General features: G+C 47.7%; 23 protein-coding genes and 3 tRNA genes. 3 read left to right on the top strand and 23 right to left on the bottom strand.

Translation table 11 applies throughout. From position 1 onward, the window contains the following. From ACTTHR_RS07780 to ACTTHR_RS07695, 18 genes are all read right to left on the bottom strand, one after another. Window positions 1–254, bottom strand: a 254-nt coding sequence (locus ACTTHR_RS07780; RefSeq protein WP_442605759.1) for a glutamate--tRNA ligase family protein, incomplete at its 3' end; no start/stop codon positions are given. A gap of 228 nt (window positions 255–482) precedes the next feature. Further along, window positions 483–968 (bottom strand): ExbD/TolR family protein, encoded by a 486-nt coding sequence (locus tag ACTTHR_RS07775; protein ID WP_004335097.1) that lies wholly within the window; start codon window positions 966–968, stop codon window positions 483–485. Window positions 969–986: 18 nt separating this feature from the next. Beyond that, on the bottom strand, window positions 987–1,595 hold the full coding sequence (locus tag ACTTHR_RS07770) for an ExbD/TolR family protein (RefSeq protein WP_281678190.1): 609 nt from the start codon (window positions 1,593–1,595) through the stop codon (window positions 987–989). A gap of 27 nt (window positions 1,596–1,622) precedes the next feature. Continuing rightward, a complete protein-coding gene (locus tag ACTTHR_RS07765) occupies window positions 1,623–2,102 on the bottom strand; it encodes a hypothetical protein (protein ID WP_281678188.1) in 480 nt (159 codons plus the stop codon). Window positions 2,103–2,120: 18 nt separating this feature from the next. Then, a complete protein-coding gene (locus ACTTHR_RS07760) occupies window positions 2,121–2,951 on the bottom strand; it encodes a MotA/TolQ/ExbB proton channel family protein (RefSeq protein ID WP_004335089.1) in 831 nt (276 codons plus the stop codon). A 121-nt stretch (window positions 2,952–3,072) separates the two neighbouring features. Continuing rightward, a tRNA-Ser gene (locus tag ACTTHR_RS07755) sits at window positions 3,073–3,160 on the bottom strand. A gap of 428 nt (window positions 3,161–3,588) precedes the next feature. Beyond that, window positions 3,589–4,206: a flavodoxin gene (locus ACTTHR_RS07750; protein ID WP_304285486.1), complete on the bottom strand. Its 618-nt coding sequence runs from the start codon at window positions 4,204–4,206 to the stop codon at window positions 3,589–3,591. A 12-nt stretch (window positions 4,207–4,218) separates the two neighbouring features. Further along, window positions 4,219–5,502 carry a glycosyltransferase gene (locus tag ACTTHR_RS07745; RefSeq protein WP_442605758.1) on the bottom strand — a complete coding sequence of 428 codons (1,284 nt, stop codon included), beginning with the start codon at window positions 5,500–5,502 and terminating at the stop codon, window positions 4,219–4,221. Window positions 5,503–5,538: 36 nt separating this feature from the next. Then, window positions 5,539–6,696, bottom strand: a complete 1,158-nt coding sequence (locus ACTTHR_RS07740) for a DNA polymerase III subunit (protein ID WP_442605757.1) — start codon at window positions 6,694–6,696, stop codon at window positions 5,539–5,541. 243 nt (window positions 6,697–6,939) lie between these two features. Continuing rightward, the gene (locus ACTTHR_RS07735; RefSeq protein WP_442605756.1) at window positions 6,940–8,013 is read right to left on the bottom strand and encodes a peptidoglycan DD-metalloendopeptidase family protein; all 1,074 of its coding nucleotides are present in this window, start codon (window positions 8,011–8,013) and stop codon (window positions 6,940–6,942) included. A 176-nt stretch (window positions 8,014–8,189) separates the two neighbouring features. Next, window positions 8,190–10,289, bottom strand: a complete 2,100-nt coding sequence (recG, locus tag ACTTHR_RS07730) for an ATP-dependent DNA helicase RecG (protein WP_442605755.1) — start codon at window positions 10,287–10,289, stop codon at window positions 8,190–8,192. Window positions 10,290–10,328: 39 nt separating this feature from the next. Beyond that, a complete protein-coding gene (locus ACTTHR_RS07725; protein WP_442605754.1) occupies window positions 10,329–11,018 on the bottom strand; it encodes an IspD/TarI family cytidylyltransferase in 690 nt (229 codons plus the stop codon). Between the two features lie 17 nt (window positions 11,019–11,035). Beyond that, window positions 11,036–12,346: a ribosome biogenesis GTPase Der gene (gene der, locus ACTTHR_RS07720; RefSeq protein ID WP_276775235.1), complete on the bottom strand. Its 1,311-nt coding sequence runs from the start codon at window positions 12,344–12,346 to the stop codon at window positions 11,036–11,038. Between the two features lie 59 nt (window positions 12,347–12,405). Beyond that, window positions 12,406–13,329: a GTPase Era gene (era, locus tag ACTTHR_RS07715; RefSeq protein ID WP_442605753.1), complete on the bottom strand. Its 924-nt coding sequence runs from the start codon at window positions 13,327–13,329 to the stop codon at window positions 12,406–12,408. 23 nt (window positions 13,330–13,352) lie between these two features. After that, on the bottom strand, window positions 13,353–14,357 hold the full coding sequence (locus ACTTHR_RS07710; protein ID WP_040581555.1) for a beta-ketoacyl-ACP synthase III: 1,005 nt from the start codon (window positions 14,355–14,357) through the stop codon (window positions 13,353–13,355). 353 nt (window positions 14,358–14,710) lie between these two features. Next, window positions 14,711–14,893, bottom strand: coding sequence for a 50S ribosomal protein L32 (gene rpmF / locus ACTTHR_RS07705; RefSeq protein ID WP_083797856.1), 183 nt, complete (start codon window positions 14,891–14,893; stop codon window positions 14,711–14,713). 31 nt (window positions 14,894–14,924) lie between these two features. Then, complete coding sequence (locus ACTTHR_RS07700; protein WP_004335125.1) at window positions 14,925–15,425, bottom strand: YceD family protein; 501 nt, start codon at window positions 15,423–15,425, stop codon at window positions 14,925–14,927. Between the two features lie 265 nt (window positions 15,426–15,690). Beyond that, a tRNA-Cys gene (locus tag ACTTHR_RS07695) sits at window positions 15,691–15,761 on the bottom strand. A gap of 428 nt (window positions 15,762–16,189) precedes the next feature. Here ACTTHR_RS07695 and ACTTHR_RS07690 point away from each other — a divergent pair. Genes ACTTHR_RS07690 through ACTTHR_RS07680 form a run of 3 tightly spaced genes read left to right on the top strand, consistent with a single transcriptional unit; the run spans window position 16,190 to window position 19,268 of the window. Continuing rightward, on the top strand, window positions 16,190–16,429 hold the full coding sequence (locus ACTTHR_RS07690; RefSeq protein WP_276775232.1) for a DUF4492 domain-containing protein: 240 nt from the start codon (window positions 16,190–16,192) through the stop codon (window positions 16,427–16,429). Window positions 16,430–16,475: 46 nt separating this feature from the next. After that, window positions 16,476–18,077 (top strand): cytochrome ubiquinol oxidase subunit I, encoded by a 1,602-nt coding sequence (locus tag ACTTHR_RS07685; RefSeq protein WP_442605752.1) that lies wholly within the window; start codon window positions 16,476–16,478, stop codon window positions 18,075–18,077. A gap of 27 nt (window positions 18,078–18,104) precedes the next feature. Beyond that, window positions 18,105–19,268, top strand: a complete 1,164-nt coding sequence (locus ACTTHR_RS07680; RefSeq protein WP_315077113.1) for a cytochrome d ubiquinol oxidase subunit II — start codon at window positions 18,105–18,107, stop codon at window positions 19,266–19,268. 404 nt (window positions 19,269–19,672) lie between these two features. Here ACTTHR_RS07680 and ACTTHR_RS07675 read toward each other — a convergent pair. The 5 genes from ACTTHR_RS07675 to ACTTHR_RS07655 all read right to left on the bottom strand — a co-directional run bounded on the left by ACTTHR_RS07675 (window position 19,673) and on the right by ACTTHR_RS07655 (window position 24,840). Further along, window positions 19,673–19,746 (bottom strand) — tRNA-Met (locus ACTTHR_RS07675). Window positions 19,747–20,013: 267 nt separating this feature from the next. Then, a complete protein-coding gene (locus ACTTHR_RS07670) occupies window positions 20,014–20,511 on the bottom strand; it encodes a metallophosphoesterase family protein (protein WP_442605751.1) in 498 nt (165 codons plus the stop codon). A gap of 121 nt (window positions 20,512–20,632) precedes the next feature. Further along, on the bottom strand, window positions 20,633–22,777 hold the full coding sequence (locus tag ACTTHR_RS07665; RefSeq protein ID WP_442605750.1) for a peptidylprolyl isomerase: 2,145 nt from the start codon (window positions 22,775–22,777) through the stop codon (window positions 20,633–20,635). Window positions 22,778–22,951: 174 nt separating this feature from the next. Then, window positions 22,952–24,193 carry a hypothetical protein gene (locus ACTTHR_RS07660; RefSeq protein WP_442605749.1) on the bottom strand — a complete coding sequence of 414 codons (1,242 nt, stop codon included), beginning with the start codon at window positions 24,191–24,193 and terminating at the stop codon, window positions 22,952–22,954. A gap of 29 nt (window positions 24,194–24,222) precedes the next feature. Next, the gene (locus tag ACTTHR_RS07655) at window positions 24,223–24,840 is read right to left on the bottom strand and encodes a ribonuclease H1 domain-containing protein (RefSeq protein WP_442605748.1); all 618 of its coding nucleotides are present in this window, start codon (window positions 24,838–24,840) and stop codon (window positions 24,223–24,225) included. Between the last annotated feature and the right edge of the window lie 5 nt (window positions 24,841–24,845).

Genomic DNA, 24,845 nt, shown 5'->3' with positions numbered 1-24,845 from the left:
GGGCCGCATTCACCTCCTACACCCACACCTTCGTCTATCTCTATCCCAAGCCAATTGAGTGCTTCTAATATATAGGCCTCGGCACCCGGCACAAAACGCTTGCTATCCGTATCCTCAATACGAAGGAGCATATCGCCACCAAAATGACGAGCAAACAGGTAGTTATACAAAGCTGTACGCACCCCTCCGATATGGAGTGGCCCCGTAGGACTAGGCGCAAACCGCACGCGTGGCTTTTGGGAGGTTGAAGTCATATTCTCTTCTTTATCTAGTGTATTGTGTTATTCTTTTCTATGCTTAATAGCGCAACAAAAGTAGCTATTTGTCGGGGATCTCCCAAGGGGAAGATGACTCTTTTTTCTGAGATTTAGTAGGAATAGCTCCTAACTAAAAACAAAGAGAGGGTGCACTTGCAAAAATGCCCCCTCTCCTCTCTTTTTGGTGATTTCTATAGCCTCATAGAAGAGGTGTTAAGAGACCAATTAACGGCTCTGCTGACCTCCCGGCTGACGTGCCGAGTAACTAATATTGAGTGCGTCGGCACGGCGAAGTTGATACTTAATATCCGATATAATCTTCATCTTCGTATCGGCATCAGCTTTGATAGAGATGGTCATAAGCTTCTTACGCTCATCTTGTATCTTAGCCTCTTCTTGCTTTACAAAGTCATAGACAAGCTCCGTATTCTGGATAATCTTGTCATTGATTTGGATGCAAGAGTTATTACCGAACTTTGCGCGATAGGCTGCAATGGGCTTACCTACGTAGAGATAAGACACGAGCGACTTCTCTTCGAGCTTTGTGAGCTCTGTAGCGCGAGGAAGATTGCTGTACTCTACCTTGGCGGTTACTTCGCGGATACTCGTAACCATCATGATAAAGAACAGGAATGCAAAGATAAGGTCGGGGAGAGAGGAAGTGTTGAGTTCCGGCATCTCACGTCCGCCATTTTTACTGAATTTTCCCATTACTATCTTCCTTACTAATTACTTGAGATTCGACAAAGGCATTTCGGAGAGGTGCATCGGGTACACTTCGAGGATCATCTTCTGCTTATCGGTGCTGAGCTCTTCGTAGGGAGTATTGAACTTCATACGAGCATACTCATCCCAAATCTCATTGTAAGCCTTGAGGATCTCATTTTGTACATTGATGAACATCTGATAACTCGTTTCTACCTCATTCTTAAGAGAGATAGCGTAGCTAAGAGTTGTAGTCTCAACCACTCCAAGCCCGGGTACCTCGCGAGTTTCCTTCTCGGGCAACTCAGGGCTATTCTTGGGGTTTACGACAAACTCTTTTACGCGATCCTTAAGCTGATCGATAGAGATAAGCTGAGTACTCTCGCCACCTGCCGTCTTACGTAGTACGGCAATCTGGTCCTTACGATTAACGAGCAACTGCATAATGTTGCGGTCGTTAATCTCTATATCATCATGTTGTTCTTCTTTGGGCACAAGCGGCGGAAGACGACGCTTAATACCCTTATCCGTATCCATTGAAGTAGTTATCAAAAAGAAGATCAGAAGAATAAAAGAGATATCGGCCATAGACGAACCATTGATGCCTGGTACTTTCTTTTTAGACTTAGCCATGCTCTTATTACTGATTTAATTTGATAATTACTTCTTTAGTGTACTACGGCGAATGGCACCCCAAATGATCAGAACGATAGTTCCTGCAATAAGTGCGTAACTACTGTAAAGCACCATATCGGCGGTTTTGAGCCAGCCCGCAGTGAGATACTTCTGAGAGTCTTCGTTTACAGCGCTCATAGCGGCAGGGTCTCCATTGCCAACGGCGTAAGTGATAACGAGTAGCAATACAAGAGCTACCAAACCGATAAGACCGGTAAGAGCCTTCTTTGAGTCCTGCTTAAAGCTTCTGAAGAAGCCGATTAGGGCAAAACACAAGGTAACCACTAGGGTTAAGCCTGTGAGTATGTATACCCATCCGAGGAATGCTCCGGTAAGCTCGTAGGCCTTATTCGTCCCCTCCATGTGCGAACCTCCCATAAAGAGAGAAAGGCACATAAGAACCGAGACAACCAGGAGAGCGAGGAACGTCCAACTGGATATCTTTCTAGATTTTGTTACAGACATAACTACTAATGGGGGTAATTACTTTTTAATATTGTACTTGATAACCAAGTCGAGAAGAGAGATAGAAGCGTCTTCCATCTTATTGAGGATAGCCTCTACCTTGCTGAGGATGTAGTTGTAGAAGAGCTGAAGGATAAGAGCCACAATAAGACCAAAGATGGTCGTAATAAGAGCTACCTTCATACCGCCGGCAACTACCGTAGGGCTGATGTCACCTACCTTTTCAATCTTGTCGAAGGCCATAACCATACCGACTACAGTACCGAGGAACCCGAGAGAGGGAGCCATGGCAATGAAGAGAGTAATCCAAGAGAGGTTCTTTTCGAGAAGACCACCTTGTACCCCACCATACGATGTGATAGAGCGTTCAACGATGTCAATGCCTTGATCCATACGCATAAGACCTTGGTAAGCAATAGAAGCTACAGGACCGCGAGTCTCACGAGCAATTTTCTTAGCACCTTCTACATCACCACGAGCAAGAGCATCTTCGATACCCTTAAGTAGCTTGTCTACATTGGTATCTGAGAGGTTGAGGTAGATGATACGCTCCATACAGAGAGCGAGACCAAGGATGAGGGCGAGAGCAATAATGGCCATAAAGTCGGCACCCCCTTCGATGAATTTCGTCTTAAGAGCCTGATGGAAGCTAGCTTCTTCGGCAGGAGCTTCGGCAGGAGCTTCAGCAGCTTCTTGGGTTTCCTCTTGATCCGCTACAGCAGGAGCAGCTACTTCTTCAGTGGCAGCAGCCTCAGGAGCTTGTGCGGGTTGGTCTTGAGCCCACGAAGCAGTGGTAATGCTCACTGACAACAAGGCGGTGCAGGCAAGAGTTGCAAATAACTTTTTCATCTTGACGTTGAGATTAAATTGTTCTATCTTTTTAATTTGTTCTATTATACTTTTCCTTTGATGGTGATAATAAGGTGAAGGAACACTCCTTTAGACTTTATTTCTCCCTCTCAAAGTTCTGCGGAGAGAATGGGATTCGAACCCATGAAACACTTTTGGCGTTTACACACTTTCCAGGCGTGCCTCTTCAACCACTCGAGCATCTCTCCTAACTATATTCACCGCACAGTATCCTTGTATTTTATCTTTGAATATCAGATACTTGAGCGAAATTCACGAGTATTAGGGCACTTCCCAACTCGTATTTCAACCGCAAATCTAATCTTTTCCCTGCAAATAGGGGCTACAATTAGCAAAGAATTATCGACTTCGAAGCCCTAAGTAACGAGATTACCTCCCTATTAAAGCACAAAAAGTCGACATCCACACAAGGCCTATTTTGCCGCCGTAATCAACTTTCTGAGCTTCTCCCCATCACCAACCGACCGGGCTAAAAAAGGAAACTCGGGATCGTTCTTTTTCTTCCTCGCTAGAAATCAAAAATTTCCAGCCCTAGAAATTTTTATTTTCCAGGCAAAAATGCTCCCCCATTCTGGGCAAGAAATTTTTCAAAACAGGACAGAAATCCAGCCGAGAATCAGCTGTCTTTTTTCGGGGTCTCTCTATAGGGCTGTAAAGAACGGAGCCACTCATGTATTCGTGGAGCAGATGTATCGGCCTCGTCTTTGAGTATCAGGATCCCTTCCATCAACCGAGACTTGGGAAGCATCTGCGTCAAGTGAGGCATTAGCTTTGCGATGCCGCTCTTTCCGCTTGTAGCAAAGGGCACCACTACTTTCCCTCGAAAATCATGCTGCGCAATGAAGGTTTTCACCACCCCGGGCAACTGACCGAACCAAATAGGTATACCTAGGTAAATCGTGTCGTAAGCAGCAAATCGGGGCACTTTTCTCTTGATTTTGGGATACACATCATTATTACGTTCCTCCTTGGCACGAGCCACTACATCACTGTATTCACTAGGATAGGGAACCTCAGGCTCAATACGGAAAAGGTCTCCTCCTACCTTACGGTGGATTTCTTCAGCGACCTGCTTGGTTACGCCTCCACGGAGGGAAAAATAGGCGACCAATACCTTCTTATTTTCTCGGGCATGGAGATTCGCAAAAGAGAAAAGCATCCCCAAAAAGAGAAATAGGATGCATTTGTGACCCCAGTGGCTGATTTGCGAAGTGGTTATGGAAAACTTATACATAGGATTCTAGTATTAAGAGGTGTACACATTAAGGTATTGCTGTACAATACTTGAGGTATCATAGCGATGGAGCACATCGGTGCGACATTGGGCTATTGAGCCTTTTTCGGTGGCACGGAGCATCTCTTCCATCCCCCTAGCCAAGTCTACAACATCTCGATAACGCGCCAAATAGCCCGTGACTCCATGAGTAATAATCTCGGGGATCCCTCCCACATCAAAAGCGACCGTAGGACACTCCATAGCAGCCGCCTCTATGATGGTATTGGGCAGATTCTCTTCGAGAGAGGGCGTTACATACAGATTGGCTGCGGCATAATGGAGAGCCATATCGTGCGGGGCTAAGTACCCCACACTCTTACATTCTATGGGAGCGAGCGACGAAAGTAACTCAGGATGGGATATTTTTCCAAAGAGAAGGGCAAGAGGCTTCTGCCCCTGAGCATAGGGCGTTGCATAGAAAATCTGAAGAGCCTTGAGCATCTCGGCAAAGCCCTTGCGGGGATCGTCGGTACGAGCCGCCCCAAAAAGGAGTATAGGTCTATCCACCGGCAAGCCCAACTGCGTGCGAGCCTGCTCACGAGGGATAGGGACAAACGTCTTGGAATCGAAGACGTTGGGTATAGCCTCCACGCGGCATCCCTGCGTCAACAACGACTGACGGGCTTCGGCTGTAATCCACTCGCTACACCCCACAAAAGAGGGGGATAACTCTTTGTAGAGAGCGCACTTAGCACGGAAAATCCGCTGTGCCGGATCGAAAAAAGGGATCCCGGGTTGCACCTGAGGGCAGTCATGACATCCCTCAGGCTCTGCAAAACGCCGGCAGTCTCGAGCGTGATGGCAAAGAGAGGTAAAAGCCCACTCATCGTGCAAAGTAAAGAGTACCTTTTTTTTCAGTTGTACCAAAGAACGTAGAGAGGAGAGCCCGAGAAAACCCTGATTGATCCAATGAATATGAATAACATCCGCCTCAAGAATAAGGGGATGGTGCTTAAGAGAAAATCCTGCAATCGGCAAGGAGACATCAAAAACGTGAGCCCGACGAAAGCCCTGAGCAACCCATGCGGCACCCACTTCAAGAGCTTTTTTCCATTGCGCAATCCCCCGAGAGTAAACACTATCGCTCCGTAAAGCATGAATGGCAGGTCCCCGATGAGAAGCGTGGAGTACGAGCATGGAAGCATCCAAACCAGCCTCACGCTGTGCCATCATCAGACGACGCGCTGCTATGGCTGCTCCTCCTGCACTATCACTGGTACAGAGATGGACAATTTGCAAGGGGCGTGAACTCATAGGCATGAAAAAGCACAAAAGAGATTCTCTAGGACTTCAAATAGAACGAGCCTCTCTCGCCTTGAGAGCCGGTGATAGGGCGGCAGTATAGCGCAAGAAGGTATCGAAAAGCACCATTTTGGCACTAACATTCCCTCTCACATGGCGTATAGCACTCTCGGTTGTACGATATATAGATTCGATATTGCCGGGAGTAACCGCCTCGTTCAAGGCAATAAATATGGCTTGCTCCCGATCTGTGGAAAACTGGGTACCGGCTCCCGTAAAATTGCCCGCAAAGCTAAGTCGAAAACACTCCTCGAAGTAAACCAAAGCTGCAACAATCCATTCCCTCCCCTCACTGTCCATCTTCTCACTTAACTTACGGAGCGCAACCACATCCTTACGCACTATGTCTCCAATAAGTTGTCCGAAGCATTCTGTGTATTTGGCAATGGCCGTATTGTTAGAAAGTATCTGACGCGCACGAAGCAGTATACCATCACTACGGAGGGCTGCACGCAACAAATCTCGCTCCTGTGCTTGTGGGTAAAACTGCCGTAGCCCCATTTTGAGTTCGTCTTGGGTGAGAGGGAGTAACTCAAAACGCTGCATTCGGCTCACGATTGTCTCCAAGAGCTGCTCCGTAGCAAAGCAAACCGATACAATTATCGTCTTATCGGGAGGCTCCTCCATCAGTTTGAGGAGTTTATTGGCAGCCGCCTCGTTCATGCGATCGGGCTCGTAGATAATGACCATACGATATCCACCCTCGCTAGAAGAGATACTCAGTTTGTTCTCTAAAGCGATGGCATCCTTGCTATAAATCACAGGTTGCTGCTTGCCGGCGTTGAGGTAGCGAAGCCATGTCTCATGATCAAAATAGGCTCCTTCGGCAGCAAACATTTCACGCCACTGAGACAAAAAGTTATCCGAAGGCGTCTCTACATCCGTAGCATTAACAACAGGAAAGATATAATGAACATCGGGGTAAGAAAGCTGAGAAAGCATCTTGCAATGCGGACACACCCCACAGCTATCCCCATCGTGAGGATCCGAACAATTGAGGTACTGTATCCAAGCAAGAGCAAGCCCAACACCGGGCATCCCATCTTCTATATCGAAAAGGATATTGTGAGGGATATGCCCCGTAGCGCTAATTCTTCGAAGTTCTTCTTTGAGCGACTCGTAGCCTATTATATCTCTAAACTGCATAGTAGTACTATGGCTTTGTGATGCCAACTTTTATTTGCTCGGCTCTACGAAGGTACAAACTCTCACGCAACAAAAGAGTTTTTGCTCGCAGTGAGGAAGTGAGACATCCACCATAAGATTATAGGAAACAGCCTCTCCCATAAAAACAAAAAGAGAGTGTAACAAAGAGAAGTTTCCCCCTCTTGCCACACTCTCTCCTATCTGTATTAGGAAGAGACTCCTATCTCTCTCCCCTATGCAACACTAGCGTACCCGAATAGATTTTCCGGGGCGAAGGGTTGCCTTTGCGGTCATATTGTTTAGCTTACAAAGCTTAGCAACCGTAGTGCCATGTCGCTTAGCAATCGAAGACAGGCTATCACCCTCTTTGATGCGGTGCGTCTGAGGCGCTTTTTCCTTTGCACGCTCGCGACTGTTGGCAGATTGCTTATACTCCGTAGCTTTCTCTTTGTTATTTGCAAAGAGTTCTCCGTAGCTAGGACCGGCTCCATCAGTGTTACCACGACGGAACACATAGGTATCACGCTGTAGCACACCGAGGGAGAAATCCACAATCTGCGTTGGGTTGATGGGAATCCCCATAAAGCGAAACTCTAAATGCAAATGAGGGCCGGTAGAGCGACCTGTAGAGCCGCCTAAACCAATAGGATCGCCGGCTTTCACCACTTGATCACGCTGCACCAACTGACGGCTAAGGTGACCATAAACGGTCTCTAAACCATTGGGGTGACGGATCACAACGTAGTATCCAAACCCTTTACCTTCGAAATCTCGGATACGAACCTTACCACTAAAGGTCGCGCGTACAGTGTCTCCCGTATGGAGAGCGAGGTCTATACCTCGGTGATTACGACCAAATCTGGAACGATAGCCGTAGTTCGAAGTTACCTTTACCTTTCCACTGAGGGGCATCACAAAGCCCTCACAATTGATCTCGAAACTAGAGGGGATGTCAGCAGAATGCTTACCAGCGAAGGGGTTGACATATGAGCTCCAGCTATCCACTCCGTAGAGGTCGATGGCTGGTGCTTCAAGGGCTTCACGCGCGCCTTCAAGCTCGCGCATATTCTTTTTTGCCTTGATTTTCTCAATCCCCTTAACACCATCAGCATAAAGCGTTGGCATCTCTGTGGAATCTGCACTTTGGGACGAAATCCCTTTCTTGCTCTTGGTCGTCGCAACCGCTGTAGTGCGTGCCGACTTCTTCTTTCGAGGCTTCTTTCTATCCAAGGAGTAGGCCTCGAGAGGCAAGCTAAGTAGAGCTACAAACCCCACTAAAAGCAGGGAGCGAGCGGTTGTTAGCTTCGTTCTTTTCATTCTGTTCTTACTTAGTTCATACTTGGCATTCAAGGAGCGCTCCTCCTATTCTACCCTATTTGTCCGATCGCAAATGTAATAGATTCTACCGAAACGACCACAAAAAAGAGAAGAAAGGCTACTGAAAGGGGGGCGTTTTTATGGTTATTTGCAAAGAAATAACACTCTCCATCCTGCTATCCAATACTCCCCCAACGCTTACTCTTAGGATATATTCTCTCCAATTCTTCTGCCAAAGCGACCAAATCCGCACCCTCTAGAAGAGCATCCCGCTCAAGGATTTCCTTTACCGTTTGAGCTGCAGCGTAGAGGATATTGAGGTCTTTCGAAGGCTCTGCAAGGCGCAATCCCGAGAGGTCGCCACTCTGCCGAGTTCCCTCTATGTCCCCGGCGCCCCGCAATTTGAGGTCTTCTTCCGCAATGAAAAAGCCGTCGTTGGAGCTGCACATCGCCTCAATTCGTTTGATAGCAACGGGGCTGATGGTGCGCTTAGAGAGCAACAAACAATAGCTCTGCTCGGCTCCACGCCCTACTCTTCCACGGAGCTGATGCAATTGAGCCAATCCAAAACGATCGGCATTCTCGATAACCATAACGGAAGCATTGGGCACATTTACCCCAACTTCTATCACCGTAGTAGAGAGCAAAATAGGGATCTTACCCGTGACAAATTGCTCCATACGCTGCTGCTTCTCTTGGGGTTTTAGTTTGCCATGCACCCACGTTACATTGCGATCGCCAAAGCGATAACGATATTGTTCGTAACCTGTTTCCAGATTTTTGTAGTCGGAGTCTTCCGTCCCCTCTATCATAGGATAGACCACATAAATCTGCCTACCGGCAAATAACTCTTGCTCCACCAATCGAAAAACCTCTTCGGAGAAATCGTCGAAATAGTGACGTGTGGAGATCGGCTTACGCCCCGGTGGCAATTCATCTATCACCGAAATATCCAGATCTCCGTAGAGCGTCATCGCAAGAGTACGTGGTATAGGAGTCGCACTCATAATGAGTACATGAGGGAGAAGATCTAGGCTTTTTTCCCAAAGACGAGCGCGCTGCACCACACCAAACCGATGCTGCTCATCAATAACGGCAAGAGCAAGATGTGCAAATTGTACTCTCTCTTCTAGGAGGGCATGTGTGCCGACCAGCACACGCAAAGACCCCTGAGCAAGATCTTCCAATATGGACGTTCGCTCTCGCTGCGGTGTGCTACCCGTAAGAAGCGCCACCTCTATACCAAGGGGGGCTAGTTGGCTACTCAATGTTTCGTAATGCTGCTGGGCGAGTATTTCCGTAGGGGCCATCATACAAGCCTGCCAACCATTATCCAACGCTAAAAGCATGGCAAAAGTAGCAACAAGTGTCTTACCACATCCCACATCTCCCTGCAGAAGGCGATTCATCTGCAGTCCACTCTGCGTATCGTGCCGGATCTCTCTAAGCACCCGCTTTTGGGCTTGGGTAAGATCGTAAGGGAGGCTAGAATAATAAGAATTGAAGTATTCCCCCACCTGATCGAAGAGGTAGCCTTTGAAGTGAGACTTACGCTCTCTCTTTGTCAGTTGCAGTGATAGTTGTAAGAAAAACAGTTCTTCAAACTTCAGCCTCTGCGTAGCTTTCTCCAGCGTTGCGTCGTCTTTTGGAAAGTGAATGGCGTAGAGAGCCTGAGGCAATGGGATTAAACCCCAACGATTTCTGACCTCTTCTGGCAACGTTTCTTTGATATACAGATGGGCTATTTGGCACAATCTCCCGATGGCGTTGCGCAGATTCTTACTATCCAATCCCGAGCGTTTCATCTTTTCTGAGGTGTGATAGACAGATAGCAGCCCACCCGCGACTTGGCTCGCACGCTCAATAGGCGTAACCTCAGGGTGCACAATATTATAATAATGCCCAAAAGCCTTGGGGCGGCCATAGACGATATACTCTCGCCCTGCGGGGAATTGCTCCGAGATATAGTCCGACCCCTTAAACCACACCAGCTCAATAGAGCCCGTAGCATCCCTAAAAGTTGCTTTCAATCGAGCTCTTCTCCCAAATCCCTCAAGCACATAATCCGAGATTATCCCCCGAAGTTGTACCTCACCTCCCCCATCTCGCAGTTCTCGCACAGTGAGGATGCGACTACGATCCACATAACGAAAAGGGAAAGTGTAGAGAAGATCTCGAAACGTATAGACCCCTAATTCGCTCTTCAACAGTTTACTCTTACGCTCTCCTATGCCAGGGAGATACTCAATAGCAGTCTGTAGATAGTCCTTATTCATGGCAAAAAGGGCTTAGAGCGGGGCAAAAGAAAGGGCTTCTTAGCGATTCGCTGGAGAGTTAAGTGCTTGACGGAGAAAAAGAAGGTCGTGGGGGTGAGTGATTTTTTTATTCTCGGGATTAGACTCAACAAGCTCAATAGGAGTATCATACAGAGCCTCATACACAGAGGCATCGTCTGTAAAATTCGCACCACCATCCGCTTGCTGGTAAGCAACTCGGAGGCGTTCTAGGAGGAAAACCTGAGGGGTTTGCACCGCTACAAATTGAGCTCGATCTACCGATTTTGATCCCACCAACGGCTCGAGGTGTCGTATAGAATCCGTAAGAGGTAGATAGGGAATTGCAGCTCCTGACGCCTCAGCTGCGGCAAGAAGAGCCTCTATTGTCTCTCCCGAGACGAGGGGACGCACAGCATCGTGCACTCCAATAAGGGCATCAGGATCTACAGCGAGAGACTCTATGGCATTGCGCACGGAGAGAAAGCGTGTAGCCCCACCCTCTACGATTTTATGCTTGAGATCAAAAGATTTCTCCCGACAAACTTGCTGCCAATACTCCTGATAATCCTGGGGAAGAGCCAGTGTAATACTCTCTACATAAGGAGCAATGGCGCGTAAAGTATGCATCAAAATAGGAAGCCCCTCTACCTCCACAAATTGTTTGGGAAGAGGGCCTCCAAATCTAAGTCCTACCCCACCGGCGGGGATCACGAAGTGGCACTTTGGCATACTTCTATGGGCAAAATCTATTTCTCTCGGATAAAGATATTGATGGGAATACCCGAGAAATCCCAATTCTTACGAATCTGATTTTCTAGGAATCGCTTGTAGGGATCTTTTACCCATTGCGGGAGATTGGCATAGAATGCAAACGAAGGCACTGCCGTGGGCAACTGGGTTACGTACTTGATCTTGATGTATTTCCCCTTCCACGATGGTGGAGGAGTCTCCTCTATAATAGGCAACAACACCTCGTTCAACTCGTGAGTTGGGATGCGCTTCGAGCGGCGTTGGTACACAGCATTTGCCACCTCCAACACCTTAAATATACGCTGCTTAGTGAGGGCACTAATGAAGAGAATGGGGAAATCCGAGAAGGGAGCAAGACGCGAACGAATTGCCTCCTCGAATACACGAATTGCCTCATTGGTTTTATTCTCCACGAGGTCCCACTTATTAACGCAGACTACCAACCCCTTGCTGTTTCGCATCACAAGGGAGAGGATATTGACATCTTGGCTCTCAATACCTCGCGTTGCGTCAATCATAGCAATGCAGATATCACTATTTTCGATAGCACGTATCGAACGAATCACCGAGTAGTACTCAAGGTCTTCTTGCACCTTGCCTCTTTTGCGAATCCCTGCGGTATCTACGAGGTAAAAGCTGAAACCAAATTTATTGTACTCCGTATAGATAGAGTCTCGCGTGGTGCCGGCCACATTCGTTACAATGTTTCGCTCCTCCCCTATAAAGGCATTGATAAGCGAAGACTTACCGGCATTGGGGCGACCTACCACGGCAAAGCGAGGGAGTTCCTTCTCTGTTTCGCTCTCGTTTTGCTCGGGGAGCGAGTTGACGATAGCATCCAAAAGATCTCCGGTACCGGAGCCATTGATCGCACTAATGGCATAAGGATCTCCCAAACCGAGAGCGTAAAACTCGGCACTTTGGTAGCCGATCTCGAATGTATCTGCCTTATTAGCGACCAGAAGAATAGGCTTCTTGGCACGTCGAAGTAGCCCAGCCACCTCCCGATCCAAGTCGGTCATCCCAGCCATTACATCCACAACGAAGAGGATTACATCGGCCTCCTCTATTGCTATCTGTACCTGCTTATTTATCTCGGACTCGAAAACATCCTCACTGCCGGAGACCCATCCTCCCGTATCAACGATGGAGAACTCGTGCCCCGTCCAGTTGGTGTGCCCATATTGACGGTCGCGCGTTGTTCCTGATATCTCCGTTACAATAGCTTGTCGGCTCCCTACCAATCGGTTGAAGAGCGTGCTCTTCCCAACATTGGGGCGACCTACTATGGCTACTAAATTACTCATATATTGATATTATACCTTGCTCATTTTGAGCGAGTTTTCTTTCTTTAGAAAAGGAGAATTTAGTCTAGCGAATAGCCAAACTCCGATAGATCGCGATCATTTTGTCGCCAATCTTTCTCCACACGCACGATAAGCTCTAAGCGAATGTGCTTATCGAAAAATTTCTCTAGAGGGCGACGAGCTGCAATACCGAGCTTCTTAATCGCAACCCCTTTGTGCCCTATGATGATCCCCTTTTGGCTCTCCCGCTCCACCATAATAACGGCCCTGATGTCAATACGATGAGAAGATTCTTTGAACTCTTCCACCACCACCTCTACGGCATAAGGCACCTCTTGGGTATAGTAGAGGAGGATTTTCTCTCGAATAATCTCTGATACAAAAAAACGCGCCGGGCGATCGGTAAGCGCGTCCTTCTCAAAATAGGGAGGAGCAATGGGGAGAAGTTCCTCAATACGCTTCTTGAGCGGCTGCACATTGAAGCGATTGGTGGCAGAGATAGGGAGTATTTCAGCTTTGGGAAGAAGTGTATGACACTCCTCTACCAGCTCTTCGAGATGTTTTTGATCGGTAAGGTCGATTTTATTTATTACAAGGAGAATAGGACACTCAAGGCGCCCCACAGCTTGTAAGAAGTCTAGATTCTTCTCCCTGCGCTCCACTACATCGGTCACGTATATAAGCACATCGGCATCAGTCAGCGCCTGATCGGAGAAGGCACGCATACGCTCCTGGAGCTTGTAATTGGGCTTAAGCACCCCGGGAGTATCTGAGTAAACCACCTGCATATCGGGCGTATTGACAATACCCAATATGCGGTGGCGAGTAGTCTGAGCTTTGGATGTGATGATAGAGAGACGCTCCCCTACAAGGTAATTAAGAAGCGTAGACTTCCCTACATTGGGGTTACCTACGATATTAACAAACCCTGAGCGGTAATTCTGAGGATGCTCAGCGGGGGGAGAAAACGTACTATCCATCATTTAATTGCAAAAGCCCTAGTAGATTAGTCTTCCTTAGGATCATACCCCCACTTGAGGTACACAGCACCCCAAGTATAGCCGGCACCAAAAGAAGTAAGTATCAGGTTATCTCCCTTGCGCAACTTCTTCTCCCACTCCCACAAACAGATGGGAATAGTGGCAGAACTGGTGTTGCCATACTTCTCAATATTGATCATGACTTTTTCTTGAGGTACCTTGAGGTAACGCCCTACCATGTCTATGATACGACGGTTAGCTTGGTGGGGAACAACCCATGCAATGTCATTATTGGTAAGGTTATTACGCTTCATAACCTGCTCGCAAACGTCCGACATGCCATTTACAGCATACTTAAATACGTGACTACCTTCTTGGTAAACGAAGTGCTCACGACGCGCTACGGTCTCTGCAGTTGCCGGGCTGGCAGACCCCCCCGACTTCATGATAAGGTGAGGACGCCCTACCCCATCGGTATGGAATATAGAGTCCATCACACCCACGGGTTCTTCTGTTGCCTCTAGTAGTACACAACCGGATCCATCACCGAAAAGAGCACAAGTCTGGCGGTCTGTATAGTCTACAGCGGCAGACATTTTCTCTGTTGCCACAATTACGAGACGCTTACAACGCCCGGAACGGATATAGTTAGCACCCGTCTCTAGTGCATAAAGCCAACTGGGGCAAGCCGAGACAAGGTCGAACGTAAACGCATTGGCACAACCACTATCGTGTGCTACAATAGACGAAGTAGGAGGGAAGTGATAGTCCGCCGTATTGGTTGCGAGGAATAGCCCCTCTACGCTTAGGGGATCTATATGGAAACGCTCTAGCATTCCCTTTACAGCCTCGGTTGCCATATAGGAAGCACCTTTGGAGGGATCCTTTAGGATGCGACGTTCTTTGATACCCACCCGAGTCATGATCCACTCATCGCTGGTGTCGACCATCTTTTCTATATCTGCGTTGGTCAACTTATCCTCTGGCAGATAGGCCCCTACTGCAGTAATGGTAGCGTATATTTGATTCATCATTGTAGTCTGTTTATGCGTTATATATCAATTTGTAGCACTAATGATCAGCGAGAGTTTGCTCTCCGAGGGGGACTCAAATCCCCTCCTCATTCTTCCGAAAAGAGAGTGTATCCGCTTTCCAAGCACTAAGGTAGTAAAAATAGGACAAACCTATCATCTACAAGAGTTCTAGTGAGACAAAACGGCTCGGAGAGAATACAAAAACTTCGAGGTATATGCAGGATCCTATGGCATAGTGCCTACATTGTTACCTCGAAGTCTCTTTTTCTCTCACTCAGTAACCCTTAAATGCAAATGACCAACACTGCTAGGGGCAAAGATACCGAGAGAGCGACACCTAGAAAAGTTGCTTATTCTTCACTCTTGGCGATAGCGAGTTTACCTCTGTAGTAACCGCACTCGCCACACACCGTATGGTAGATGTGCCAAGCACCGCATTGGGGGCACTTTGCTAGGGTAGGCATAGCTGCCTTATCGTGAGTTCTGCGCTTGAGAGTTCTGGTTTTCGATTGTCTACGTTTAGGATGTGCCATTGTTTGATTCCTTTATATTCTTACTTATTTATTATTTGTCGAATTGTATTTGCTCCAAGTCCGCCCAGCGTGGATCTTTGGCATTCTGCTGCTGGTGAAGGAAAAAGGACTCCACCTCTTCGCTACAAGCACCTTCTTCGTGCACTTTGCGCATAGGCATGGCCAAAACCACTAGCTGCCAAAGGATTTCGTCTAAGCCCATCTCCGGTTCGTTGCGCGACACCATAAAGTCACTATCAGAGACCTCCTTTGTCTCTGCCCCGAGAGCAAAGCTCATAGGGAAAACAGCCTCAATTTCGGCATCAAGAGGAGCATTACAGCGGTCGCAGAGAGTGCGAACCGTACCCTCTAGCACGAAGTCGATCTCAAAATTATCTCCACTACGCGTCCCCTCCAGCGTTACTTTTACGTCTCCCCCAAAGATGTCGAAACCCTCGATAGCGGCGAGAAAGGAATCATCTAGGGTATAGACAATATCAAACTCACCATCGGGTAACCCTCTAAGGCTAAGTATGTAACGCGCTTCTACCATGCTTTTATTCTAGCGTCTTGTTGCAAACGGGCACCTAGATGCTCGTCAAAAATTCCCTGCAAAGTTAGTGCTTTTTCCGATAACCTTGCACAACAAATAGCCCCCAACCTCTCTGTTTCCACTTTCTCAGTATACCAAAAGCACATTGGGTGCCTTCTGTAGGCTTAGAGAAGGAGCGGAGAAGAAGAGCAGGCCTTATCTCCCATAAAAAAGAAGGAGCACAAATGCCATTCCATTACAGAATGTCACAGTACTCCTCTTAGTGAGGTTCGTGGCGGAATCGAACCGCCGTAGACGGTTTTGCAGACCGGTGCCTAACCACTTGGCTAACGAACCATCTCTCCGTGAGAGCACGAATACAAGGCATCTCCCCTGTTTCGTAGTGCAAAGGTAATAATAAACTTTGGATGTACAACTCTTCCGCCCAAAAACGAAAAATAAATCACCCAAAACGAGAGCTCCATTCTGGGTAAAACATTTTTATTTTTAGGCCTGTATTCCATCTTTTTTCAGCCGGCATTCAACCTTCTTTTCAGCTACTTGTTTTTATTGTAGTCGCTCTTGCTCAATTGTCAAGTGTACCCTCCTCACAGGAAATACAAATCAATAATAATATCACACAATAAGTGTTCAAAAACAGGATTCCAGGAAAAAAAGCCCTACTTTTGCACCAAAAGAAGCCGACAAAACCGGCATTCGATTACAAAATCGTATCCAACCCTTGCGAAAGCATAGGATAGAAATAACGTAGCACATAGACGACTATGAGTAGTAAGACAGATGTAAAGAAGGCTCCTTTTTGGCGTAGAGCCTTTTATCTCTACTATGATGGATTTCGCTCCATGAGTCGCACCTCTAAGGTTTTGTGGACTCTCGCCCTTATCAAATTGTTTATCATGTTTGCCATCCTACGCCCCTTCTTCTTCCCACGCATTGTGGGGCAGCAAGGGGATAAAGAGCAGCAAGCCAACTTTGTTATGGAGCAAATCACCCATGAGAAATAGCCTCCTTTAGAGAGATTGAAAGAGAAGGAAATAAAATAATCACAATATGGAAATTGAAGCATTACTCACTTGGTCGAGGGCGCAATTTGCCCTTACGGCCTGCTATCACTGGCTCTTTGTGCCACTCACCTTGGGGCTAGGTATTATCATGTCTCTAGCCGAGACAAAATACTATCGCACACGCAAACCGGAGTGGAAACACTGGGCTCAATTTTGGCAAAAGCTCTTTGGTATCAATTTTGCCATTGGTGTTGCTACAGGTATCATTCTAGAATTTGAGTTCGGCACCAATTGGTCGAACTATAGTTGGCTCGTAGGCGACATCTTCGGGGCTCCCCTCGCAATTGAGGGTATCTTGGCTTTCTTTATGGAAGCAACCTTCATCGCTGTCATGTTCTTTGGTTGGAACAAAGTGACTCCTCGCTTTCACCTCGCCTCCACATGGCTCACCGTGATAGGGGCGACCATCTCGGCTGTTTGGATTCTTATCGCCAACTCATGGATGCAAGATCCTCAAGGGATGGTTTTCAATCCTGCAACGGTACGCAGCGAAATGGCAGACTTCTGGGCGGTGGCTCTCTCCTCTACTGCCATCAATAAGTTCTGGCATACAGTTACCTCTTCTTGGCTACTCGGCTCTATATTTGCCCTTGCCATATGTGCCTACTACATGCTTCGCAAGGACAAAAAGCACCATGAGTTCGCTCTCGCCAATGCTCGCATAATTGCTCCTTTTGGACTTATCGCAGCTCTTCTTACGGCCTTCACGGGCGATACCAGTGCTGTAAACGTGGCTGAGCGTCAACCTATGAAGCTCGCCGCTATGGAGGGATTGTACAATGGAGGAATGAACACTCCGGAGGGAAAATCTCTTGAGGGAGGGGCTTCTCTTAGCCTATTTGGCATCCCCAAGAGTGGGATACCTGCACCGGGAGAAGAAGCCTTCTACTTTAATATAAAGGTGCCTAAGATGCTATCTCTTATGGCCACCCACACCCCCGATGGCTATGTACCCGGCATCAACAACTTGCTCGATGGTGGATATTACCTCCCCGATGGCTCCATCGCCCTCAGCGCTGAAGAAAAAATGGAGCGTGGACGTACAGCTCTTGCGGCCCTCACCCAATACCACGAAGCTATGAAGGCAGGGAATCAGTCGGAGATGGATGCACAAAATAAGATCATCCAAGAGAACTTCCCCTACTTTGGCTACGGTCACATCAACGATCGCAGCGAACTCATTCCCAATGTCCCCATTAACTATTACTCGTTCCGTATAATGGTAGGTTGTGGACTCCTCTTCATTCTCGTCCTTCTCATCGCTACCATCTTTGCACGCAAGCCGGAGAAGTACAAAAAGATGCGCTGGTTCCACATACTAACCATCGTATGCCTCCCTCTTGTTTACCTTGCAAGCCAATCAGGATGGATTGTAGCCGAACTCGGACGCCAGCCCTGGACTATCCAAGACATCCTCCCGGTACGAGCTGCGGTATCCTCAATAGAGGCTTCTAGTGTAATGATCACATTTGCCCTTTTTGCCCTCCTCTTTACGGTGCTCTTGGTGGCAGAGATCAATATCATGGTGAAATCGGTAAAAGAGGGTCCCGCACAACAGGGTACATCCTCCGAAGAAACAAATAAGTAATCCCTTATAAGCAAAAGAAAAGAGACTATGGACTATTCATTTTTTCAACACTATTGGTGGCTACTCGTCTCGCTGTTAGGGGCGTTGCTTGTATTCTTGCTTTTCGTGCAGGGAGGGCAAACATTCATTTGGCCCTGGCAAAAAGATGTCACCCTACAGAAGATGATTATTAACTCCTCAGGGCGCAAGTGGGAGTTTACCCTTACTACCCTTGTAACCTTTGGTGGGGCATTTTTTGCCTCCTTCCCCCTCTTCTACTCCACCAGCTTTGGTGGTGCTTACTGGGTTTGGATGCTCATACTCTTCTGCTTTGTCATCCAAGCAGTATCCTACGAATACCAGTCAAAGCATGGCAATGTATGGGGCAAAAAGACCTTTCATACCTTCCTTGTACTTAATGGTATTTTGGCTCCTGTATTGCTTGGAGCTGCGGTGTCAACTCTATTTACCGGAGGCAATTTCCTTGTGGATAAATCGGTGATCTATAATTTCACTCAAGCTGCAGGCCCCATCTCTGCATGGCAACCCTATCATGGCATTCAGCTCCACGGATTAGAAGCTGTGCTCAATCCTTGGAATCTAGTGCTGGGTATTGCCGTCCTTTTCTTAGCTCGCACTACTGCCCTTCTCTACTTCATCAACAATATTGATGATGAGGCACTCCAAACCAAAGCGAAGAAGGCGCTCCTACCCAACGCCCTCATCTTTGTAGTGTTCTTTGTCGCTTACGTGGTATTCTTAGTAACGACAACAGGATATACCGAAGACCCAACCACGGGCGTTATCAGCCTCGAAAATTACAAGTATCTGCACAACTTCCTAGCTATGCCTATCGTGCTTATTATTTTCTTGATAGGGGTTGTACTCGTGCTTGCAGGTATTGCTCTAACTCTCTTCAAGCCCGCATTCCACAAGGGTATTTGGGTAGAAGGCGTGGGTGTTGTCCTTGCGGTTCTTGGATTGCTACTCGTAGCAGGATGGAACAATACGGCTTACTATCCCTCCCTCTTCGATATGCAAAGCTCCCTAACCCTGCGCAATAGTTCTTCAAGCCCTTACACCCTGCAGGCGATGAGCATCGTATCTCTATTGATCCCCTTTGTGCTCGCTTATATCTTCTATGCTTGGCGCTCTATCGACAAGAAAAAGATGACTCGTAAGGAGATTGAAGACAGCCATCACACTTACTAACTTTACCTCTTCTATATAATTGCTGCGCCCTGCCTCGTGAGTTAAACTCGCTAGGCAGGGCTCCTTATATCCTGAGACTCATTCCTCAACTAGGATATGACATAATACGAAAAAGGCCTCGATGGGATGAGAACCTCCTCTCCTCCCTTAATAGAATCCCTGTACCTCTGAATGTACAAAGAGGACGATAGAAACACACCTTACTCCCCCTTTTCCTTGCCCCTCAGCGACCTTTTAGAAAGACTTCTCCATCTCCGTAGAGGATTCTATGCCCTATATGTTTTAGGATCGTGTATTCCACCTCTCCGTTTCTTAGCGAGGTTGGTACGGATTGCTCCCCTCCAGATAAAAAGAAAAAGAGGCTCCCTCAAAAAAAGGGAGCCCCAAAAGTGTTATGAAACGTGTAGCGAGACCCGGGATTGAACCGGGGACCTCATGATTATGAATCATGCGCTCTAACCAGCTGAGCTATCTCGCCATCTATTTTGGAGAGCGGTAAAGCCTTCACTTTAGGCCACTCTCTCAGAAAGCAGTGCAAAGGTACTACTTATTTTCATTCCCTGCAATACCTAAAAGCATTTTCTATCCCTAATAAAATCGGATATAGCATCATTGGCAGAAAACATTCCTCTCATTGAGAGAAAATAAGAGCCTACACCCTACTTAGTGGAGGAGAATAAGAGAAGAGGATCTCCGCTCTTAGCAAGAAATAGCCAGGAGAAAGAGGGCTTGCTCGAAGCGAGGATTAACGATAACCGGAGAGCTCAATTACCTCTAGGTCGCGCAGCTGCTCCCCATCTACCACCAATCGAACTAAAGTACGTACAGGTTGCCACCCCTGTATCCCTGCTGCCCCGGGATTGATATGCAAGAGGTTATTTTTTCGATCGGGCATCACCTTGAGGATATGGCTATGACCGCTAAGAAACAGATGGGGTTGAGTATGAGATATCAATTCTTTGGCTGTAGCCGTATATCGCCCTGGGTAGCCTCCAATGTGAATGAGAGCAATGCGTGCTTTTTCTATCGTTACGGAGAGCGTTTCGGGGAAGCGGTGCCGAGTTTCGCTATCATCTATATTTCCATAGACAGCATAGAGAGAGGCAATATCCTGCAAACGCTCAGCAAGCAAAAGAGAACCTATATCTCCACAATGGAAAATAGCCTCGCACGTCCCTAGATAATGCGCATAACGCTCGTCCCAATAACCGTGAGTATCGGAGAGAATACCTATTCTCGTCATGATGGTCTAGATAAAAGAATCCGCCCCCACACTCCTTCCCTTAGTCAGAAGGCATTGCGGAAGCGGATTGTTAGTACCTCTGGGGGATATCCCCTCTAGAGAGATTTTTCTTATTCTGAGCTTAGAAGAACTTAGCGCGATTGTCCACAATATCCATATCACGCATGAGCTGTTGGAAAGCTCTATAACCAAGACCTTGACCCAAAGCGCGACGTTGCTGACGGAGTTGTGCCTCCTGAGACTGCCCTACGGGCGTCTTGATCTCACGAAGAGGCTTCACTACCATTACTTCAGTACCTGAGCGGAAGGGCTTAGAAATAGCATTTATAGCCGTAGTCATAGCGTGGGCACTCAACATAGGAGTAACAGAACCACGAGCTACCAAACTTACACTAGGGATGGTATCTACACTAGCCTGCATAGCCACGGCATAGCCATCTAGATCGGCAATTTTCTTTCCTTCCAAGTCTGTCGCGAGTTTATCACCACGCTTCTCCATTGTTAGGTAGTCTCGAATGTCTTCCTTCACATCCTCAAAAGGTTGTGTACCTGCAGGCACCTGCTCTTTTACCGTAGCAACAACGAGGTTAGCATCTCCACAACGGAATACTTTCTCATTTACCTCACCGGGCTTTGCCTTCAAGAGCCAGCTTACAGCTTCGCGAGACGAAGGAATATTGGCAAGGTTAATCGAGGTGGGTTCTACACGAGCATCACGCACAACTTCGAGACCCTTTGCCTCAGCTTCCTTAGCCATCTCGTCAAAAGATTTGCCGCTAGCCAAGATATTGTTGATAGTAGAATACTTTTCGCTAAAAGTTCCTTCGCTGAAGGTTACAGGCAAGTTGATATAAGCAATCTTGTACTTAGTTGCTTCGGGCATTGCCTTAGCCACCTGCATAATCACCTTAGTTGCCCCTAGCGTAGAGGTGAAAGCACGCCCTACAGGCACCTTGTAAAGGGTGTCAAGTTTTTGCATAGTAGCCATAGCTTCTGTGAGCGTCGTATCCGGCATCCCCATGCGATCTTGGAAGATGATATAACCACCTTGAGCCTTGGTTTGAGGGTCTGCGGAGTAACGCATAGCCATATCAGCAAAAGCAGCTCCACCATTGATAGCACCAACAATGCTGTCTGCCTTAGTAGCATTCAGAGAGTCGAGTACAATGATACGAGCTTGAACGCCCGATGGTGCAGACTTCTTTGCCATCACCTTTACAAGGGAATAGCTATCATTTTCTATAGAAGGAGTATTAACGGATCCCACCTCAGAAGACTCAATAAACTCTACGAGAGAAGAGGGCAATTGGATATCACGAAGTTCTTGTCCGGACATGTAATACTCAGGAGCAAAAGCTTCAGAGTGATTACGAGTGATCGTGCTAGCATCGCTTGCGCCAAGCAGACTTGTACGAGTCTTATTCATCAAAGCCAAAGCATCTGAGTAGTCTTTGGCACTGGGGCGAATAGCTACGTTGATATACTCCACACGCGTAAAAGGATACTTCTGGATAAACATGCGAGGGTGCTTGTTGTAGTACTCACGCACCTCTTCGTCGGTAGCACGTACTGTAGTGTCGGCAAGGATAGTGCTAGGAGTACGCACCACAGCAACATCGCGAGAAGGCACATCCGAAAGGAATTGTGCATCCACCTTATTGATGGCATAGCTACGAGTCATGATCGCATTGAACTTAGAGCCCAAACGTTCATTGCGCACCGAGCGAAGGAGAGCATCCCAACTATTCTTGATCATTCGCATCTGCCCTTGTTGCTCCGCAGGGAGTTGGGCAATTTGATTGTCAGAGATTTGTTCAAGGAATGTCTGCACAGCATTGCGGTCACTAGGGTTAATACCCAACTGCGAAATAAACTGCTGCGCTTGGTATGCGGGGGAAACGCCATCACCCAATACAAGGGCGATCAATTCTTCAGGAGTAACCTTTAGACCTAGGGCATCAGCCTCCTTCTCTAGAGCAATGCTCTGGATGTACTCTTCGGCAAGCTGATTATTGAGTTGCATGCGCTGCTCATCTGTAAGATGATTGCCATTAGCTTCGGCAGCCTCTTGCAGCTGTTGCAACCGTTGGTGATAGTCTTCTGCCTTGATTTTCTCGCCGTCAATCTTGAGGGCATAGTTGTTACTCATCTGGAAGAGGGTTCCGCCTGAACGCAATCCGTCTCCGACAATAAACGCGAGGAGGGCAACCCCGATAACGATAATCAGGAGGCCGGCTCGGTTACGAATCTTCTGTAATGTAGCCATATATGTACTATATCTTTTATTCTTCGTTAATTGCTACCTATTCAAAGCGCAAAGGTAAGAAACAAATGCGAACCTAGGTATTCCAAACTCGGTTTTTAGGGTAAAATTTATAGGGGAAGCAGGTGATTTAATTTCAAATATAGGCCTAAACTTCTTCTAAAATCAGTCTAATTACTAGGAGGGAAGCAGGCTAAAAGTGGCAACAAATTGGGTATCAGCATCTATCGGGTGGAGCGGAAGGATCCCTCTAAGCAGCTTTGCGTCAGCATCAAAGCGAGGGGGATTCGCAACTTCCGAGGCTTGAGACCATGCGAGAGCATCCCCTTTTTTAGCAAACGAAGCTATTTGATAACGATAATGAGCCTCAGGCATTCCCAAACGCTCATAGAGCCGGTGTGCCAATAATCCCATAGTGGAGCGCACATTGACCTCAACGGCAGGATGCAACAAGACTTCGCCACGCACCCCTCGATAGGTGAGCATATCCACCCCCACAGCTCCTCGATAATGGGGGGCAACTCTCCTCTGCAAAAAATCGCGATGTATCGTTATTACCTCCTCAAGAAGCCTCTCTCCTACTACAGAAGCCAACTTCTGCCAAAGGATCCGAGGGTGATACACCTCATTATATAGGTATCGACATTTTTCCGTAACGAAGTGCGACAGGCCCACAAAATCCACTCGCCCCTCGTCGTCTATCCGGTACTCGGCAGCCCAATCTTCTAGTTTATCAAGAAGGGGCTCTAGACTGACTACTCCATTTTTTTGTCGCTGAGCCATGAGGGTACGACGGCTCTCTTGGGACAACGGCAAGACGTAAGGTAGCACCCCTCGCCCCGAAGAAGAAAAAGGGAGCTTTGCCAAAATAGCCCCGGGAGCCAGCGCAAGACAAGCCTCCTCCAGCTCCTCGTCGGTATAACAAAATCGAGGTGTAATTTTAGAAGGGACAGGCAACCCTTGTAATAGCTCTACCGACAGGCTCCGATCGTATAACTCAGTTGGGTAAGGGCGAGAGTACGAGTCGGGGATATCCAACAGGGGGAAGCCCGAGCGAAATTGCGAAAAGAGAGGGCGAAGGGTAGGCTCCGGCCCCCAAAGGGAGAGGCGCAAAGAGTGATGAATCGTTCTCCCCAACTCCACCTCTTCTGCCCCAAAAACGTGAGCAAGGGGGAAGGGCATTTCTTTTGAAAATCGAGGGGCATTACAAGGCAACCAAACCCAATCCTGCTCAGGATTGGGGGCAATCCATGCAGGCAGATAGGCAAGGTCGCGCCTCATCTGCCGAACAATACGAGGGGGCGTGTAGCTTACACTCGCTTGATGCGCAAGGGCAACTTCATTACCACAATTAAAGTAAAAAAGTTGCCCACAGGGGGAATTCTTTCTATCCTCTTTCGGGGGCATTAGCTCAGCCATTACCTCTCTAGTAAAATGGAATAAACCCTCTATTTGCGACCATAATCCGCCGGGATCTCTCCCCAAACCTCCGTCTTCCACTTAAGTAGCGGCACACGCACTTCGGGGGGATTTTGGGCGAGCCAAGCTTCTGCTCTCCGTATTAGATCGAGGGCAAAGGCACTCTTCTCGCTCGGTTTGAGGGTCGTTTTGCATTTCCCGGTACGCACCCAAGCCATAGCCGTACGGCTATCACTATAAATAGGTGTACGCACGCCTTGCTGGAGGCAGAGTGCCATGGCGTGTACGATAGCCAAAAACTCGGCAATATTATTCGTTCCGAAAAATTGTTGGGAAGCAAAGATTACTTCATGCGAATCCGCATTTACCCCTCTGTACTCACACATGCCCGGATTTCCGGACGAGGCTCCATCCACAGCAATGCTCGGGAATATGGGATAATCAGCCCCTGACCTTCCGCCCTTTGCTCTCGTACCCAAAGAAGAGGGTAATGGGGAGCCGGAATAGGCGCGCTGAGCCTCCAACTCCGTGGAGAAAGACTTGTACTTTGCCCCGGCGAAGCCCTCGACCTGCTCTTTACACTCCCCCCAAGAGGCGTAAACGCCAGGGATTTTACCGACCCATACGACGTAAAACTTTTTTACCATTCCCC

Source organism: Porphyromonas endodontalis, from assembly GCF_052173515.1.
Lineage (GTDB): Bacteria > Bacteroidota > Bacteroidia > Bacteroidales > Porphyromonadaceae > Porphyromonas > Porphyromonas endodontalis_A.
The sequence above is the reverse complement of the archived record's forward strand: the minus strand, read 5'-3'. Positions and strand labels throughout refer to the sequence as shown.